The 15,715-nt window shown below is 46.1% G+C and carries 17 protein-coding genes and 1 pseudogene; 10 read left to right on the top strand and 8 right to left on the bottom strand.

What is annotated here, in order from left to right:
• Positions 1 to 6 precede the first annotated feature (6 nt).
• Entirely contained in the window at positions 7 to 1,206 is a 1,200-nt protein-coding gene (locus tag BR62_RS0101355; RefSeq protein ID WP_032869430.1) for a pyridoxal phosphate-dependent aminotransferase, read from the top strand.
• Positions 1,207 to 1,222: 16 nt separating this feature from the next.
• On the opposite strand, the gene BR62_RS0101360 is transcribed toward BR62_RS0101355, so the two are convergent.
• Together BR62_RS0101360 and hemQ are read right to left on the bottom strand one after the other, a co-directional pair.
• Positions 1,223 to 2,002: an NADPH-dependent reductase BacG gene (locus BR62_RS0101360; protein ID WP_007407669.1), complete on the bottom strand. Its 780-nt coding sequence runs from the start codon at positions 2,000 to 2,002 to the stop codon at positions 1,223 to 1,225.
• Between the two features lie 118 nt (positions 2,003 to 2,120).
• A complete protein-coding gene (gene hemQ, locus BR62_RS0101365) occupies positions 2,121 to 2,885 on the bottom strand; it encodes a hydrogen peroxide-dependent heme synthase (protein WP_003151011.1) in 765 nt (254 codons plus the stop codon).
• A 261-nt stretch (positions 2,886 to 3,146) separates the two neighbouring features.
• Between hemQ and pta the strand changes: the two genes are divergently transcribed.
• On the top strand, positions 3,147 to 4,118 hold the full coding sequence (gene pta, locus BR62_RS0101370) for a phosphate acetyltransferase (RefSeq protein WP_007407668.1): 972 nt from the start codon (positions 3,147 to 3,149) through the stop codon (positions 4,116 to 4,118).
• Between the two features lie 37 nt (positions 4,119 to 4,155).
• Here the strand turns inward: pta and BR62_RS0101375 are convergent, their stop codons facing one another.
• Complete coding sequence (locus tag BR62_RS0101375; protein ID WP_015240790.1) at positions 4,156 to 5,133, bottom strand: YeiH family protein; 978 nt, start codon at positions 5,131 to 5,133, stop codon at positions 4,156 to 4,158.
• A gap of 115 nt (positions 5,134 to 5,248) precedes the next feature.
• Here BR62_RS0101375 and BR62_RS0101380 point away from each other — a divergent pair, with 115 nt between their 5' ends.
• The 6 genes and pseudogenes from BR62_RS0101380 (at position 5,249) to BR62_RS0101405 (ending at position 9,954) form a co-directional block, all read left to right on the top strand.
• Complete coding sequence (locus BR62_RS0101380; RefSeq protein WP_007407666.1) at positions 5,249 to 6,148, top strand: LysR family transcriptional regulator; 900 nt, start codon at positions 5,249 to 5,251, stop codon at positions 6,146 to 6,148.
• Between the two features lie 46 nt (positions 6,149 to 6,194).
• Positions 6,195 to 7,058, top strand: coding sequence for an octanoyl-[GcvH]:protein N-octanoyltransferase (locus BR62_RS0101385; protein WP_032869432.1), 864 nt, complete (start codon positions 6,195 to 6,197; stop codon positions 7,056 to 7,058).
• Positions 7,059 to 7,210: 152 nt separating this feature from the next.
• Positions 7,211 to 7,390: a hypothetical protein gene (locus BR62_RS0101390; RefSeq protein ID WP_032869434.1), complete on the top strand. Its 180-nt coding sequence runs from the start codon at positions 7,211 to 7,213 to the stop codon at positions 7,388 to 7,390.
• Between the two features lie 48 nt (positions 7,391 to 7,438).
• Positions 7,439 to 8,362 carry a DUF6895 family protein gene (locus BR62_RS0101395; RefSeq protein ID WP_032869436.1) on the top strand — a complete coding sequence of 308 codons (924 nt, stop codon included), beginning with the start codon at positions 7,439 to 7,441 and terminating at the stop codon, positions 8,360 to 8,362.
• Positions 8,331 to 9,128, top strand: coding sequence for a hypothetical protein (locus tag BR62_RS0101400; RefSeq protein WP_032869438.1), 798 nt, complete (start codon positions 8,331 to 8,333; stop codon positions 9,126 to 9,128). Before BR62_RS0101395 ends, BR62_RS0101400 begins: the two co-directional genes overlap by 32 nt.
• Positions 9,119 to 9,954, top strand: a pseudogene (locus BR62_RS0101405) (hypothetical protein). Before BR62_RS0101400 ends, BR62_RS0101405 begins: the two are co-directional and overlap by 10 nt.
• Here the strand turns inward: BR62_RS0101405 and BR62_RS0101410 are convergent.
• From BR62_RS0101410 to BR62_RS0101430, 5 genes are all read right to left on the bottom strand, one after another.
• A complete protein-coding gene (locus BR62_RS0101410) occupies positions 9,944 to 10,897 on the bottom strand; it encodes an ABC transporter permease (RefSeq protein WP_025285429.1) in 954 nt (317 codons plus the stop codon). The pseudogene BR62_RS0101405 and the gene BR62_RS0101410 overlap by 11 nt on opposite strands.
• Entirely contained in the window at positions 10,894 to 11,814 is a 921-nt protein-coding gene (locus tag BR62_RS0101415) for an ATP-binding cassette domain-containing protein (protein WP_020957981.1), read from the bottom strand. Before BR62_RS0101415 ends, BR62_RS0101410 begins: the two co-directional genes overlap by 4 nt.
• Before the next feature lie 97 nt (positions 11,815 to 11,911).
• Positions 11,912 to 12,466, bottom strand: coding sequence for an HAAS signaling domain-containing protein (locus BR62_RS0101420; RefSeq protein ID WP_020957980.1), 555 nt, complete (start codon positions 12,464 to 12,466; stop codon positions 11,912 to 11,914).
• Positions 12,467 to 12,781, bottom strand: a complete 315-nt coding sequence (locus BR62_RS0101425; protein WP_020957979.1) for a PadR family transcriptional regulator — start codon at positions 12,779 to 12,781, stop codon at positions 12,467 to 12,469.
• A gap of 260 nt (positions 12,782 to 13,041) precedes the next feature.
• Positions 13,042 to 13,815 (bottom strand): RsfA family transcriptional regulator, encoded by a 774-nt coding sequence (locus BR62_RS0101430; protein ID WP_007407656.1) that lies wholly within the window; start codon positions 13,813 to 13,815, stop codon positions 13,042 to 13,044.
• 202 nt (positions 13,816 to 14,017) lie between these two features.
• Here BR62_RS0101430 and BR62_RS0101435 point away from each other — a divergent pair, with 202 nt between their 5' ends.
• Positions 14,018 to 14,242 carry a YuzB family protein gene (locus tag BR62_RS0101435; protein ID WP_003151034.1) on the top strand — a complete coding sequence of 75 codons (225 nt, stop codon included), beginning with the start codon at positions 14,018 to 14,020 and terminating at the stop codon, positions 14,240 to 14,242.
• Positions 14,243 to 14,401: 159 nt separating this feature from the next.
• Positions 14,402 to 15,703, top strand: a complete 1,302-nt coding sequence (locus tag BR62_RS0101440) for an HD domain-containing protein (RefSeq protein ID WP_007407654.1) — start codon at positions 14,402 to 14,404, stop codon at positions 15,701 to 15,703.
• The last annotated feature ends 12 nt before the right edge of the window (positions 15,704 to 15,715 follow it).

Below are 15,715 nucleotides of genomic sequence, written 5' to 3' on the forward strand. Positions count from 1 at the left end.
TTTCAGATGGAAATCATACCGTCCGACGTCATCAAGACACTTCCGAAACAGGAATTTTCGCTCGTTTTTCAAAAGGTAAAAGAGATGGAGAAAACGGGAGCCCAGATCATTAATCTCGGGCAGGGGAATCCCGATCTCCCCACACCGTCGCATATCGTTGAAACATTGCGGGAGGCTGCGCTGAATCCTTCGTATCACGGATACGGCCCGTTCAGAGGCTATCCGTTTCTGAAAGAAGCCATCGCGGAATTTTATGAGAGAGAGTACGGGGTATCGGTCAATCCGGAGACAGAAGTCGCGCTGTTCGGCGGAGGGAAAGCTGGTTTGTACGTTTTGACGCAATGCCTGCTGAATCCCGGCGATATCGCCTTAGTCCCGAACCCCGGCTACCCTGAGTATTTATCGGGAATTACAATGGCCAGAGCGGAGCTGCATGAGATGCCGCTTCATCCGGAAAACGGCTATCTGCCGGATTTTGAGCGGATTGATCCCGCCGTCCTGAAAAAAGCCAAGCTGATGTTTTTGAATTACCCGAATAACCCGACGGGCGCGACTGCGGATCAGGCGTTTTATGAAAAAGCGGCAGCGTTTGCAAAAAAACATGACATCCATCTTATTCACGATTTTGCATACGGCGCGTTCGAATTTGATCAGAACCCGGCCAGCTTTCTTCAGGCGAAAGAAGCGAAAACGGTCGGCGCGGAGCTTTATTCATTTTCGAAAACCTTCAATATGGCAGGCTGGAGAATGGCATTTGCTGTGGGGAATGAGAAAATCATTCAGGCGGTCAATGAGTTTCAGGATCACGTCTTCGTCGGCATGTTCGGCGGCCTTCAGCAGGCGGCAGCGGCGGCGCTGTCAGGAAATCCTGAGCATACCGAGCGTCTGAAGCGCACATATAAAGAACGGATTGACTTTTTCACGGCGTTATGTGAAAAGGAATTAGGCTGGAGCATTGAAAAACCGAAAGGGACTTTTTATGTCTGGGCTGAAATTCCGAATGAATTCGAGTCTTCACACCAGTTTTCGGACTATCTGCTGGAGCATGCCCATGTTGTCGTGACGCCCGGCGAGATTTTCGGCAACGGCGGAAAGCGTTATGTCAGAATATCAATGGTGGCCAAGAAGGGCGATTTGAGGGAATTCGTGCTGCGGATTCAAAAGCTCGGTTTGTCCTTTCCTTCATTACAAGAAACATCCCGCTGAGAGCGGGATGTTTTTATTATATGCTTTTCATGCTGCCGCCGTCGGCTGATACTTGCTGTCCGGTAATATAGGAGGCTTCTTCAGAGGCAAGAAAGGCAGCCAGCGCCGCGGTTTCTTCCGCAGTTCCGACACGCTTCATCGGGACGCCTGAGGCAATCCGTTCTTCCGCTTCCGCTTTAGAAATGCCGTTTTGCTTCATGACATTCTTCACGAATTGGTGATAACGGTCTGTGGCGATAAACCCGGGATTCAGACAGTTGACAGTAATGTGAAAAGGCGCAAGCTGAATGGCGATGTTTTTGCTGGCATTAATTAAAGCGGCGTTCATCATGCTGTTGGTAAACATATTGGCGCCGGGTTCTTTCCATAGGTTTCCGACGATATTAATGATTCTGCCGAATTCGTGCTGCTTCATGATTGCTGCGGCCGTTTTCATAGAGTCGATATAAGCGATCGTTTTATTCGTAAAGGTATTTGTCATATCTTCTATATCGCAGTTTTCAAAGGTATCCGGCGAGCCGCCCGGAATGTTGTTGATCAATACATCAAGCCGTCCGCATTGTGATCTGATCTCTTCAAAAATGCCGGCTCTTGTCTTCTGGTCCGACATATCCCCGGCCAGAACGGTGACGCCCGCATCCGGATGTTTGGCGAGGATCTCTTCTTTTACCGATTCGATATTTTCGGGAACTCGTGAATTAATGACGGTATGAAAGCCATTGTCCGCCAGTTTCAGAGCGATCGCTTTGCCGATCCCCTGACTGGCTCCCATAATAAACGCGGTTCGTTTTGACAACTGTCTGCACCCCTTTACCAAAATGGAATCTCCTTTACATCGTAAAAAAAAATGATAAAAATAGCAAATTTTATTTAAATTCTGACAAATAAAAACCCGCCGGACAGGCGGGGGGGGGTTACACGTGCAAAAACTTCGGAAGCGTGTCGAGAGACAAGCGGTTTCCGACAAAAAATGAACCAAATTCGCCGTAGCGCGCGCTGACTTCGTCAAAGCGCATTTCATAAACAAGTTTTTTGAACTGAAGCACATCATCGCTGAAGAGCGTAACGCCCCATTCGTAATCGTCAAAACCGACAGATCCCGTGATAATCTGTTTGACTTTGCCGGCATAGCTCCGTCCGATCAAGCCGTGGCTTCTCATCAGGTTTCTGCGTTCATCCATAGAAAGCATGTACCAGTTGTCATTGCCGCTTCTTCTTTTATCCATCGGATAGAAGCAGACGTATTTCGCTTCGGGCAGCTCAGGATACAGGCGGGCGCGGACATGCGGATTTTCATACGGATCGCCTTCTCCGCTTGCGAGGTAGTTGCTCAGCTCAACCACGGACACGTAAGAATAAGCCGGGATTGTAAATTCAGCAAGCTTTGATTTGTTAAATTCAAGCTCGATTTCGTTCAGCTCTTCCATTGTCGGGCGAAGAATCATCAGCATAAAATCAGCTTTCTGTCCGACGATGCTGTAGATGGTTTGCGAGCCTTTGCCTTCTTTTTGGGCGACACCCCATTTTTCAAGCAGTCCCGTAAATTCGTGAATAATCGACAGGCGCTCATCGCTGGATAACATCTTCCATGACGTCCAGTCCATTGTGCGGAAATCGTGAAGCGCGTACCAGCCGTCAAGCGTTTGGGCGGCTTCGTTCGTTTTTTGCTGCTCACTCATGTATCTTCACTCCTATATCTTTTCATTACATTGATGCCTTCACTATATCACAGTTTAACCGTTTCGGCTGTGGAGAAACCTTGAATAATCCGAAGCCTTGTGTCAGAAACTATGCCGTGAACAAACGGTCAATTAAATTAGTTAGAAAAATAAGATTTCTTTTTGAAAGCGCTATAATAGAAGTTGGTTATTTGAATTTAGCTGGAAGAAGAGTATGCTGTAAAAGTAAGCGTTTTTTGTCAACATAGAGGAGGGTATATCGTGGCAGATTTATTTACAAAAGTACAAGAAAAAGTCGCAGGAAAAGATGTGAAAATCGTATTTCCTGAAGGGTTGGACGAACGTATCCTGGTTGCGGTCAACAACTTGGCGGGCAACAAGGTATTAAAGCCGATCGTAGTCGGCAATAAAGAAGACATTCAAGCAAAAGCGAAAGAATTAAATCTTACGCTTGACGGCGTGGACATTTTTGACCCGCATACATATGAAGGCATGGAAGAACTCGTTCAGGCTTTCGTAGAACGCCGCAAAGGCAAAGCGACGGAAGAACAGGCCCGCAAAGCTTTGCTGGACGAAAACTATTTCGGCACGATGCTTGTGTACAAAGGTCTCGCAGACGGACTTGTCAGCGGAGCTGCACATTCTACTGCTGATACGGTGCGCCCTGCACTGCAAATCATCAAAACAAAAGAAGGCGTGAAAAAAACATCAGGCGTCTTCATCATGGCCCGCGGTGACGAGCAGTATGTGTTCGCTGATTGCGCGATCAACATTTCTCCTGACAGCCAGGACCTTGCCGAAATCGCCATTGAAAGCGCCAATACGGCTCAAATGTTTGACATTGACCCGCGCGTTGCCATGCTCAGCTTCTCTACAAAAGGATCGGCGAAATCAGACGAGACGGACAAAGTGGCTGAAGCCGTGAAAATTGCGAAGGAAAAAGCGCCTGAGCTTACGCTTGACGGCGAATTCCAATTCGACGCTGCATTTGTGCCGTCTGTCGCTGAGAAAAAAGCGCCGGACTCCGACATTAAAGGAGACGCGAATGTATTTGTATTCCCAAGCCTTGAAGCAGGAAACATCGGCTACAAAATCGCTCAGCGCTTAGGCGGCTTTGAAGCGGTCGGACCGATTCTGCAAGGATTAAATATGCCTGTAAACGATCTTTCCAGAGGATGTAATGCGGAAGACGTCTACAATCTTGCGTTAATTACGGCTGCTCAAGCGCTGTAATCCGCAAAAGCCGGCCTTTACGAGGGCCGGCATTTTTTTATAGAAAGAACGTCACTGCGGCCCAGCCGAACAGGGACAAACAGAGAGAACCGATCAAGCCTGCTGCGAGAGCTCGCCAGCCGTTATGGCGAAACGCCGATATATGGACTTTCAAACCGAGACCCGCCATCGCCATGCCGATTAAAACATAAGACACTTGAACAAGAAACGCGGAAAACGAAGCTGAAATAACGCCTGATGTATGGATGGCGCTCATTCCGAGAAATCCGAAGATAAACCAAGGGATGGGGAGCGAAGCGGCAGAAGCCGTCTTTGACTTTCCGCTGCGGCGCGCCCGCATTCCGAGCATGAATGCGGCCGGGACGAGCAGCGCGACCCGGGTCAGTTTGACGATCACCGCCATCTCGACGGCTGCTTTTCCTCCGGCGCTGCCGGCCGCCGCCGCATGCGCCACCTCGTGAAGCGTTGCCCCGCAAAAGGCTCCGTAAGCCGCAGGAGAAAAGCCCAATCCATGATAAGCAAGAGAATATACAACAGTAAAAACGGTTCCTAATAACGAAACGGCGGCCGCGCTGATGGCGGCTGCATTTTCATTTGATCTGATCTGCGGCGCGATCGCGGCAATGGCAGCCGCCCCGCAGATCGCTGTGCCGCAGGCTGTCAGCGTGCTGAGTGTCTGATCTATACGGAACAGCCGGGACAGTCCGTATACAACGGCACCCGCAAACATCATACAGCAGACGGCAATTGCAAATACGTGCCAGCCCGCATGATAGATATCCGCCAGATTCAGTCTCATGCCAAGCAGGATGATGCCTGCTTTCAGCAAGTATTTGCTTGAGAACGCGATCCCCGGCTCTAATGCCGCCCGCTGTCCGAATACGGCGCGCCAGAGCATGCCGATCAGCATTGCAAGGACAAGCATTCCGAGCATTTGCAAAAACGGCAGGCGGCTGACATAGAAAGCCGCAAACGCAATTCCTGCGGTAACTGAAACACCTTTTACCATCTTCATCTCAGTCACTTCCCATTATCTTGATAACTCCACTTTACTGCGGTCTTAATCATTAGTAAAATATATTTATATGATCTAAACGATTAGGAAAAATAATGATTAGGGGCGATGCTTTTTGTATTATGGGGAACTGAAAACATTCATTGCCGTCGTGGAAGAAAAAAACTTTACAAAGGCGGCGCAGAAGCTGATGATTTCTCAGCCGAGCGTCAGCCTTCACATTAAAAACCTGGAGAAAGAATTTCAAACCGCCTTGCTGAACCGCTCTCCGAAGCACTTTACGACTACGCCGACGGGGGACATTCTCTATCAGCGCGCCAAGCAGATGGTCTTTTTGTACGAACAGGCGAAATCCGAAATTTACGCCCATCATCATTATGTCAAAGGGAAGCTCAAAATCGCCGCGAGCTTTACCATCGGCGAATATATTCTGCCGCCGCTTCTCGCAAAGCTTCATAACGAGTATCCCGAGCTGAACCTGGACGTCATGATCGGAAACACGGAGGAGGTCAGCGAAGCGGTTCGGATGCTTCAAGCCGATATCGGATTAATTGAAGGGCATACGGGGAAAAACGAGCTCGACATTCAGCCGTTTATGGAGGATGAATTGTGCATTGCCGCACCGAACGGACACCCGCTCGCCGGCAGAAAAAACATCCCGGCTGCCGAATTGCAAAATCAAGCGTGGGTGACGAGGGAGAAGGGTTCGGGAACGAGGGAATATTTAGACCACGTCCTTCAATCAAACGGACTGCGGCCGAAATCCATGATGACGATCAGCAGCAACCAGGGCGTCAAGGAAGCCGTGATCAGCGGAATGGGTCTTTCCGTACTGTCAAAAAGCGTGCTGCAAAAGGATCTGCTTCACGGCAGCATTTCCGTGCTTGAGATAAAAGGATTCTCCTTAAAACGGAAACTGTCTATCATCCAATCTTCCATTATGGAGAACACAAAAAACAAAGAAATCTTCATCGCTCTTTTGAAAAGCCAATTTCAATCATCACAAGCGGAGTGATATAATAAATGCATGGAAAGCCTATGACGAAAGGGATTTAATATAGATGGGAAAGCAACCGATTGATTTACTGATGCAGCCGAGCTGGAGAATCATTGACCAATCCAGCCTCGGGCCTTATTTTGATGCGAAGCAGTCATTCGCAATGGATGATACGCTGTGCGCCTCCGTAGGCAAAGGGGAATCGCCTGCGACGGCACGCTCTTGGGTGCACCACCGGACGATCGTGCTCGGCATTCAGGACACGCGCCTGCCGTTTTTAGAGGACGGCGTGAAATTGCTGGAGGACGAAGGCTACCGTGTTATTGTCCGCAATTCCGGAGGCCTCGCCGTCGTACTGGACGAAGGCGTATTGAATATCTCGCTTATTTTTGAAGACGAGAAAAAAGGCATCGACATCGACAGAGGCTACGAGGCGATGACAGAGCTGGTGCGGCGGATGCTGCGTCCGTACCATGCTGAAATTGAAGCATATGAAATTAAAGGATCGTACTGTCCGGGCAGCTATGATCTCAGCATCGGCGGCCGAAAATTCGCGGGAATCTCACAAAGACGCCTGCGGGGCGGAACCGCGGTTCAGATTTACCTCTGCGCCGATAAAAGCGGAAGCGAACGCGCCGATCTGATCAGACGTTTCTATCAAGCCGCTTTAAAAGACAAAAGCAACGATACAAAAGGCGTATATCCCGATATCCGGCCCGAAACGATGGCTTCATTAAGCGAATTGCTGCAAACGGACATTACCGTGCAAGACTTAATGCTGGCGCTTTTGACCGAACTGAAGGAACTCAGCGGCCGCCTGTATGCAGCCGGATTATCGCCGGAAGAAGAAATGGTATTTGAAAAAAATCTGACCCGAATGCTGGAACGGAATGAGAAGGTGTTCGGCACGCAGGAAAGCTTGGACTAAGTCCGGGCTTTTTTTGTTTTTGGTAATTATATACTATTTAGTTATAGTGAAAAAGAAGTGTTATACCAAAACTAGTTTACATTATATACCTTATTTGATTAATATATTTATGTAGGTTCCAAATAATTCTATAAACTGAAGGAGATGGAGATATGAACTTTAAAAAAATAAGAGAAGAAAAAAGAATCACGATCCCGACGCATTTGTTAGCCGGAGATGCGGAACAATCAGGCAATTCTTTCGCTTGGAGCGGCTGGGTGCTTGTAGTGCCGAGCCAAGAAGACAATCAAAACCCGAATTTGAATTTCTCTGATTTAGCCGCTCAAAAGTAGGATAATCACTGTTTGGAGCCTACACATCTGAGACGAGGCGGTGAGAGTGTGACACAAGAGTATATAACAGAAATTAAGCGGGGGGCACTGTCATGGATTGTTAAAAATATCCATTATTTTGATATGAATCATAAAGTAGCGAATGATTTCAGGTGGCGCCTTAAAACATTTATAGAACTCATTTTTCTTACCAATTACCTGATCAGAAATCAGGCAGATGATAAGGAAGTTGCTGTTTTAACGGAGTTTATTACAGAAAGGCTCCATAATGATCAGCTTGAAGAATTTATTCATTTTGATCCGGACGGTCTCGCCGGATTGGCTATCGCGGGTGAATTTCTTACCTTGACTGATCATCCGTCACGGGCTTCGGTGATATGGGAGCTGGAAAAATTCACGGCAGCACGTTTTGATTGCAGCCTTGCTAAAATTCCCTTTCGGAAAATGGATCTGAAGTACAGTCTGCAAAGAGCAGGCGTAACCTCGGAAATAACGGATTTTTCTGACTTATATCACTACACAGCAGCTGGTCAGGATATCCCAAATACATATATGACGGATCATGATGCGTACAGTATCACTCATACGATTTTTTATATAACAGACATGGGATGTTCTTCGCTTACGGATAAAGAGTATCATCTGCCGTCCTTAAAAGAAAAGGTCCTGAAATTTCTCGGGATCTATATCTGTCTTGAGAATTTAGATATTACCAGTGAATTATTGATGTGCAGCTCTTTTTTACATATCGACATGGATAAGGACAACCATAAACCGCTCTATGAAGCAGCCTGGAATAAAATCTATCAGGGCCGAATGAAAGAGGGGAATGTCCCGAGCATCACCTATCAACATAAACTCGGTTTGAAAGGTGAACAGCGAAGAGAAGATGTGTTTAAACATTGCTATCATACAACACTTGTCGCCGCGGGTGCCGCGCATGCCTGTCTTAGAGCAGAAAGGAACGATTAACTTGAATAGATTAGCTGAAGAGACAGATCAATTTTTATTATCTTTTGCTGAACAATCGCTTCCGGATCAAAAGAGCATTCAGCTGTTTGCCGGCTTCTGCAAGTACTACAGGAAGACGAGCCATTCTTCCGCTGTAAAAGAACATACTGAAAGGATTGCCTCCGCTTTCGTTGATAAGTCATGCTGGGAAGATCTGTTTCACTGTAACACGGCCATTGTCAATGAGTTGATTCATATCTATTTAACGGCAAAAGCTTATAAAAAGAAGCAGGGAATGGATTCGGATGATCAGGTCATACGTCACGGATTGCAAAACGGCTATCTTATAAAAAAAGAATGGCCTTATTTTAAATACGCCGAATTCGTCGGTTTGCTGAGCGAGCTGGGAATGTCAACTGACCATGAAAAAGTGCGCTTTTACAAGAATTCGATGTTTCAGCCTTTGCTCCATGACGCATGGAAAAGAACAGCTGAAAACGAGCTGGAGTTTGTCGAGTACTGTCTTCTTCATTTAGATCAGGGAGAGCATCTGCTTCATCCCGGCTTGAAGGCTTCCATTCAAAAATGGCTTGTGTTTTGTCTCGGCAGCCGAAAAATGAAACAGCTGTGCAATATGTTATTTATCCAATCGTGTATCGATCCATTTTTTTATGGCTGTCAAGCGGCTCTTCATCATATAAATAACGAGAATCCATCCATTCATTGTGCTCCGGCTCTTCTGCCGGCGATTGAGATTCTGAATCTGGAGTGTGGAACATGCAGATAGTCAAGGAACATTTTAATATAAAAAAACAGAAGAATGGCTGCTGGGTTTTTGGAAGAACATTCAGCTGCAGCCGGAAGAAATGGAAGCAGATGATTTCATGCACCTGTTTTGCGGTTTAGCGGCATGTCATCATTTTGAAAGCAGAAAGGATACAGAAGAAGTTATTCTATTCCTAGACCGTTATTTCGGAGAAAAAACACACGAATGCCATCCGGTCCTGTTCGCGTATGCGTATCATGTGTACCGCAGGATAGATGCCGCAAAAAGCATCTTTTTTCATAACGGACTTGAACAAATGGTCCGCGGTTTACAAGAGGAACTGAAATCAGAGCCGTCCTCTATGATCCTCATGGTGTTAGGAGCTTATTTTGGGGCGGTGACTCCGGAAGAACTGATCGTGTTCTTAGAAACCGGGATGAAACGTGAGGCCGATTTGCTCATGGCACCGGGCGGCATGCAGGAAGAACAGGCGGATGCCCTTTATGCCGTCACTTATTTGCAAATGAAAGAATTGCAGCCTTTTCTCACGGAATGGTACAAAACATCAGACTTTGCTTTTTCAGGTTTAATGTTAGCCGAGTGCAGAAAGTATCACATTGACGCCGTTGCAAAATACACAGCCATTATGAAATTTCTCCAATTCGATGAGGCGCTTTTTATACGGGAAGGGCGGGAATTTCTACGCTTTCAGCAGCGAAGCAGCGGGAGCTTCGGTTATTTGAATCCATTAGCGATGGACCAAGGGGCGGTCAGCGGCAAATTGCTGGACCGTCAATATTTCCTGCCGTCCGCTCATTATGCCGCCGCCTCTCTGTCTATGCTGTAATGTCTCTCTTTTGAAAGACGGAAAAAGAAATCAATAAACAAATAAGAAAGTAGATCGCTATAACCGTCATGGAATAGGGGATGTTTAACGTTGAAATCGCATCACCCGCACTTTTATTTACATAAGCAACGAGATTTAAATGCGGAAAGAGCGTAAATTTATACCACGTAAATTGGGCAAGCAAATCAGTTCCGCCCAATATACTGCCGGCAAACAGCAGTAAAATCGATAAGCAAAGGGAGAGCGCCTGGCTTTTGCACAATACTGACAAAGTGAACGCAATGGTGACAATGCTTATAATTGATATGAAACGCAAAAGCAGAATGATTCCGGATGCTTTGATTGAACTGATGGTATACAGACTGTCATTTAAATGAGTATAGACGAGCGGATATGAAGCATTGGAAAAACCGAATAACACGCCGCCGATCAGCAAACAGCTCACACAGTAAAATAAGTAAATCATACCGGTAAACAGAAGGGAGGCCAGAAATTTCGATGTTAAAATCCGCCATCTTCGGTTCGGGCTTGTAGCGATAAACTTAATCGTTCCAAGGGCAAACTCTTTAGAAACAATCCCGCTGACGGTTAAAATCGCGGTTAAGCTTACGAAAATCTCAAGCCCGTTTGAAGTAACCGTGCCGAAAAACCTCCAGCCGTTCCATTCATAGGGGTTGATGTTATGCTCCAAATAATAGTCTTTATTCTTAACATCAGCAGAATAATAAACGCCTGTCGTTTCAGCGGGTTTATCAATTTCTTCCTGTTTTTTTTCGGCGAGAAGCCGTTCTTTCCAATTGTTATCCGAGGAAGCATCTAACTCATGATTCATAATAAGGCCGGCCAGCAAAACGATGAGAAACAGGAAAAAAAGAGATAAAAGTGTGCCTTTTTTTCGGGTTATTTTTATGAATTCGTTCTGCGCCAGATGAAATATGCTCATACCGCGTCCTCCTGATCTGTAATCATCATGTATTTCTCTTCCAATGATAAAGTTCTTGCAGAAACGCGGGAAATCAGAATCTCTTTCTCTGCCAAAGATTTAATGACATACGGGATGGTATCTTCTTCCGCTTCCAATTCAATGATGCGGCTGTCTTTTTGCTGTACTTGAAGAATACCGTCCTGCTCTAATATTTCTTTCGCCCTTGCCGGATGATCTACCGTGACGGTAAACAGTTTTTTCTGACCAAGGTCATGTCTGTTCTTCATGTCTTCAATTCCTAAAATCCGTCCCTTTTTAATATAGGCAACCCTATCGCAAATCTCCTCCATTTCCGACAATAAATGGCTTGATAATAAAATGGAAACCCCTTGCTTCGCTAAATCGGAAAGAATGGTGCGCAATTCTTTCATTCCTTTAGGATCGAGGCCGTTCATCGGTTCATCCAGAATTAATAATCCGGGATTGTGAAGAAGAGAATAAGCGAGCCCCAAGCGCTGTTTCATACCTAATGAGAAATGTTTCACTTTTTTGCGGGCAGCCTGCTCTAGCCCGACTTTTGCAAGGGTATTCATAAGGTCATCCGTTCGCAGCGAGGTGCTGCGCAGTTTAGTAAAATATTTTAGGTTTTGCAAAGCGGTCATATTCGGATACATATCCGGGCCTTCAATGATAACCCCGATATGTCTCATAAAATATTCAAAGTCGCTGTCCGGTCTGCCTCTGAATGAAATGGCTCCTTCTGTTTTTTTAATAAGCTGTACGATCATTCTGAAAATAGTGGTTTTTCCTGAGCCGTTCGGCCCTAAAAGGCCGAAAATCTCGCCTTTTCTCACATCGAAAGAAATTGACTGTACAATAGGGGTATGATTGATTGTTTTAGAGACATCTTTTAATATCAGGGCTGGTTCAGTCATGATATTTGCACACCTTCCTTATGATTTAGGGTAAAAGCCGTCAAAACCGAAGAACATGCTTCCGATCAGGCCGGCAACGATTAAAATGAGAGCAATGCTATACCACATTTTTCGATTCAATGGTTTCCCTCCTTACAACGCTGACATTCCATTTGAAATAGCGCAAAAAGATGCGGAATATCAGTTTCGAAAGATCAAATCCGGCCATAAACACCGCCATACCCGCTCCAAGAACCATACATCCGTTAAAAATGGCTGTTGCAATCGGCACTTTTACGAGGAGAAAGAATGATCCGGTCATCAGCATCAGGCCGATCGCCATCAAACTTAACACCGCAACAGAGGCAAAAAGAAACGGTGTCAGCATAAACATGAAGTTGAACATGCCCATCCCCAGCATCAGGCCGAATGCTTTGAAAAAGGAGCGCCATGTTTTCTGCTCCTCGGCATCACTAATGAAAATATCCGCTTTTAAGGCGCGCGCAAGTGTTTTGGGGTTTCCTAAATTGTCGGCGATTTGTTCATCGCTTTTTCCTTCAGCGCCGCCCATTTGGAATATTTCGCCGATATCGGCGAGTATCTCTTTTTGCTCAAGTTCCGGCAGATCTTTTATTTCCCGCCGGAGATGTTTTAAATATTGGTCTTTACACATTCATTTTCCCTCCTTAATGATGCTGTTCACTTTTTCGGACAGGTCAAGCCATTCCGATTTTAATGTTTGATGATATAAGGCGCCTTCTTCTGTTACTTTGTAATATTTGCGTGATGGGCCTTGATCGGAAGCTGCTGTATACGTTTTTAGGTAGTTATTTTTTGTGAGTCTTCGTAATATGGGGTAGATGGTGCCCTCCGATACAGGGAACGTTTCACTTATGATCTTGATTAATTCATAACCATATAAATCTTCATAAAGAAGCAGGGACAACACACAAAGTTCCAACGCTCCTTTTCGTAATTGGCTACTCATTTACTATCATTCCCATCATATCTAATAATTGTATTCTCTATACAGTGTATTGCACAGTAGCTAATCGATCAATAATTCCCAAGAACCATTTGGGATGAGGAATTGAATCTTTATGCTTATGTGCGGGCGGGGACCGAGATGCGCAGCCCTTGCGGGAAGAAGGCCTCCTGAACAATGTTTACATTAATATAGATCAGGATGCGCGTCATTGACAAATGGCAAAAACCCCTTTTTCCATGACAAGGAAAGGGGTTTTTCCGTTATTCGGCCATTTTTTCTAAATTGCCGTTCCGGTCCATTTTGAAGGACGGAGAGGCATGTTCGTCGTCTTCAAATAAAACTAGTTTTCTGGCTCTGTTCATAATTTTCACCAAGGTTTCGTAGTCTTCCTGAATGGTTTTTTGATCTTTTTCAAGCTTTTCGACGGCCGCTTCCAGCTGCTCGGTTTTAGACTGAAGTTCTTGGTTTTCCCGTTTTAAACGGTCATTTTCCATTTGCAGGGCGGAAGTTTGCTTTCCGCTGCCTTCATAGCTCTTCAGAAATTGAATGACGTCTGCCATTGTGAGCTCCGCCTTTTGGCTCGGCTGCTGAGGCGCCAGCAAATGTGATAAACTAGCTAACTCTTCCTTGAAGCTTTCATCGACATAAGGCATATGTTCGCCGGACATGACGGCTTGCCGATCCTCTTTTGGCGCTTCCGTTTGAACCGTCTCTTCGGCTGCGGTTTCCTGCATGATGTCCGCATCCGGCGCAGGCGGCTGATATAATAGTTTCTTCTTGGCCGGCTGGCCGTTTCCGAGCGCGCGCATCCGCTGTTTCCGCTGTTTTTTGGCGAGCTGAAGCGCTTTTTCGTATTGATGGCGGACGACGGCATTCCATCTGAAACCGCACGCTGCCGACGTTCTGTTTAATTTATCGCCTACCTCTTCAAAGGCGTTCAGCTGCGTGCTTCCTTCCCGGACGTGCCGGAGCACGGTTTCCGCAAGCAGCAGGTCATTTTCCTCCGACCAGGCGTCCTGTCTTTGTTTTGTCAATGTTCTCAACCCCCAATATCTTTGATGGTATTAGAATGTCCAGATTGGAAAATATTTATACAAATTGGCTGAAAGAATGAGAGATACGCAGAGCCTTGCAGGATAAGATGAATCCTTGTACAATGAGATGTGATGTGATTTTTTTCGTTTTTAAAATTAAGTTTTAACATAGAGGAACATTGAATGAAGGGAAGCGTACATCATGGCTAATGAATTCCGAGTGTGTGATGATTGCCAGGCCACCAATATTAAGACTTTGCTGCCGCGTTTGAAAGAAGCTGACCCGGATGCAAAAGTGGAGGTCGGATGTCAGTCATATTGCGGGCCCGGACGCAAAAAATCGTTTGCTTTCGTAAACAACCGCCCGCTGTCGGCGCCGACTGAGGACGAGCTGATTGAGAAAGTGAAAAAGAAGATCAAAAAGTAAATGTGTATTTTACGACAGCCTCGCCCGATGGGTCAGGCTTTTTTGCTTCAAAAAATCAATGACGGAAAACTGGAACAAAACGCCGGACAAATTCAAGGATGTTTTCAAATTACAGAGCCGATATAATAGAATCACGGCTAAAAAAAAGAGGGAATGACGATGGCGTATCCAAACGGAAAATTATCAGAAGAAAAAGTGTTTAAAGATCCCGTTCACCGCTATGTTCATGTGCGGGACAAGCTGATCTGGGATTTGATCGGCACCCGTGAATTTCAGCGGCTGCGCCGGATCAAACAGCTCGGTACGACGTATTTGACGTTTCACGGCGCGGAACACAGCCGTTTTAACCATTCTCTCGGCGTCTATGAGATAGTCAGACGAATGGTTGATGATGTTTTTAAAGGGCGTCCTGAATGGGATGACAATGAACGCGAACTCTGTCTCAGCGCCGCGCTTTTGCACGATTTGGGACATGGGCCGTTTTCGCATTCCTTTGAAAAGGTTTTTCATCTGGATCATGAAGACTATACGAGGGAAATCATTCTCGGCGACACCGAGGTGAATCAGGTTCTCAGAAAGGCGGGACCGGGATTTCCGCAGGATGTTGCCGAAGTCATTGCCAAAACATACAAAAACAAACAGGTGGTCAGCCTGATTTCGAGCCAGATTGACGCCGACAGGATGGATTACCTTCAGCGGGACGCATACTATACGGGCGTCAGCTACGGACATTTTGATATGGAACGGATTTTAAGGGTGATGCGTCCGCGAGAGGACCAGATCGTCATTAAGCAAAGCGGCATGCACGCTGTCGAAGACTATATTATGAGCCGCTATCAAATGTACTGGCAGGTGTATTTTCATCCCGTGACGAGAAGCGCTGAAGTCATATTGACGAAAATTCTCCACCGTGCGAAGCAGCTCCATGAAGAAGGGTATATCTTCACTCATGCTCCCGTTCATTTTTATTCCATTTTTGAAGGGAAGCTGACGCTTGCGGATTATCTGAAGCTTGATGAAGCCATCATTTTATATTATTTCCAGGCTTGGGAAGAAGAAGAGGACCCGATTCTGTCCGACTTGTGCCGCCGCTTCATTAACCGCCAGCTGTTTCAATATGCCGAATTTAACCCCAATGAGGAAATGTCGGCTTATTTTGAACTGACCGCTCTGTTTAAAGAGGCGGGAATTGATCCCAATTACTATTTAGTGGTCGATTCTTCATCGGATCTGCCGTATGATTTTTACCGGCCGGGTGAAGAGGAGGAGCGTCTGCCGATTCACCTGTTAACGCAGAAGGGCCAGATCAAAGAGCTGTCCAGGCAGTCCGCCATTGTCGAATCCATTTCGGGCAAACGCCGGACGGACCATAAGCTCTACTATCCGATGGACCTCATTTGCGACGATTCAGAAAACCCTGAAGCAAAATTAAAAATCCGGCAGCTGCTGGGACTGACATAGAAGGATTTTGGT

Origin of the sequence: Bacillus sp. UNC69MF, assembly GCF_000746035.1 — a bacterium.
In the GTDB taxonomy this organism is placed as follows: Bacteria; Bacillota; Bacilli; order Bacillales; family Bacillaceae; genus Bacillus; species Bacillus velezensis.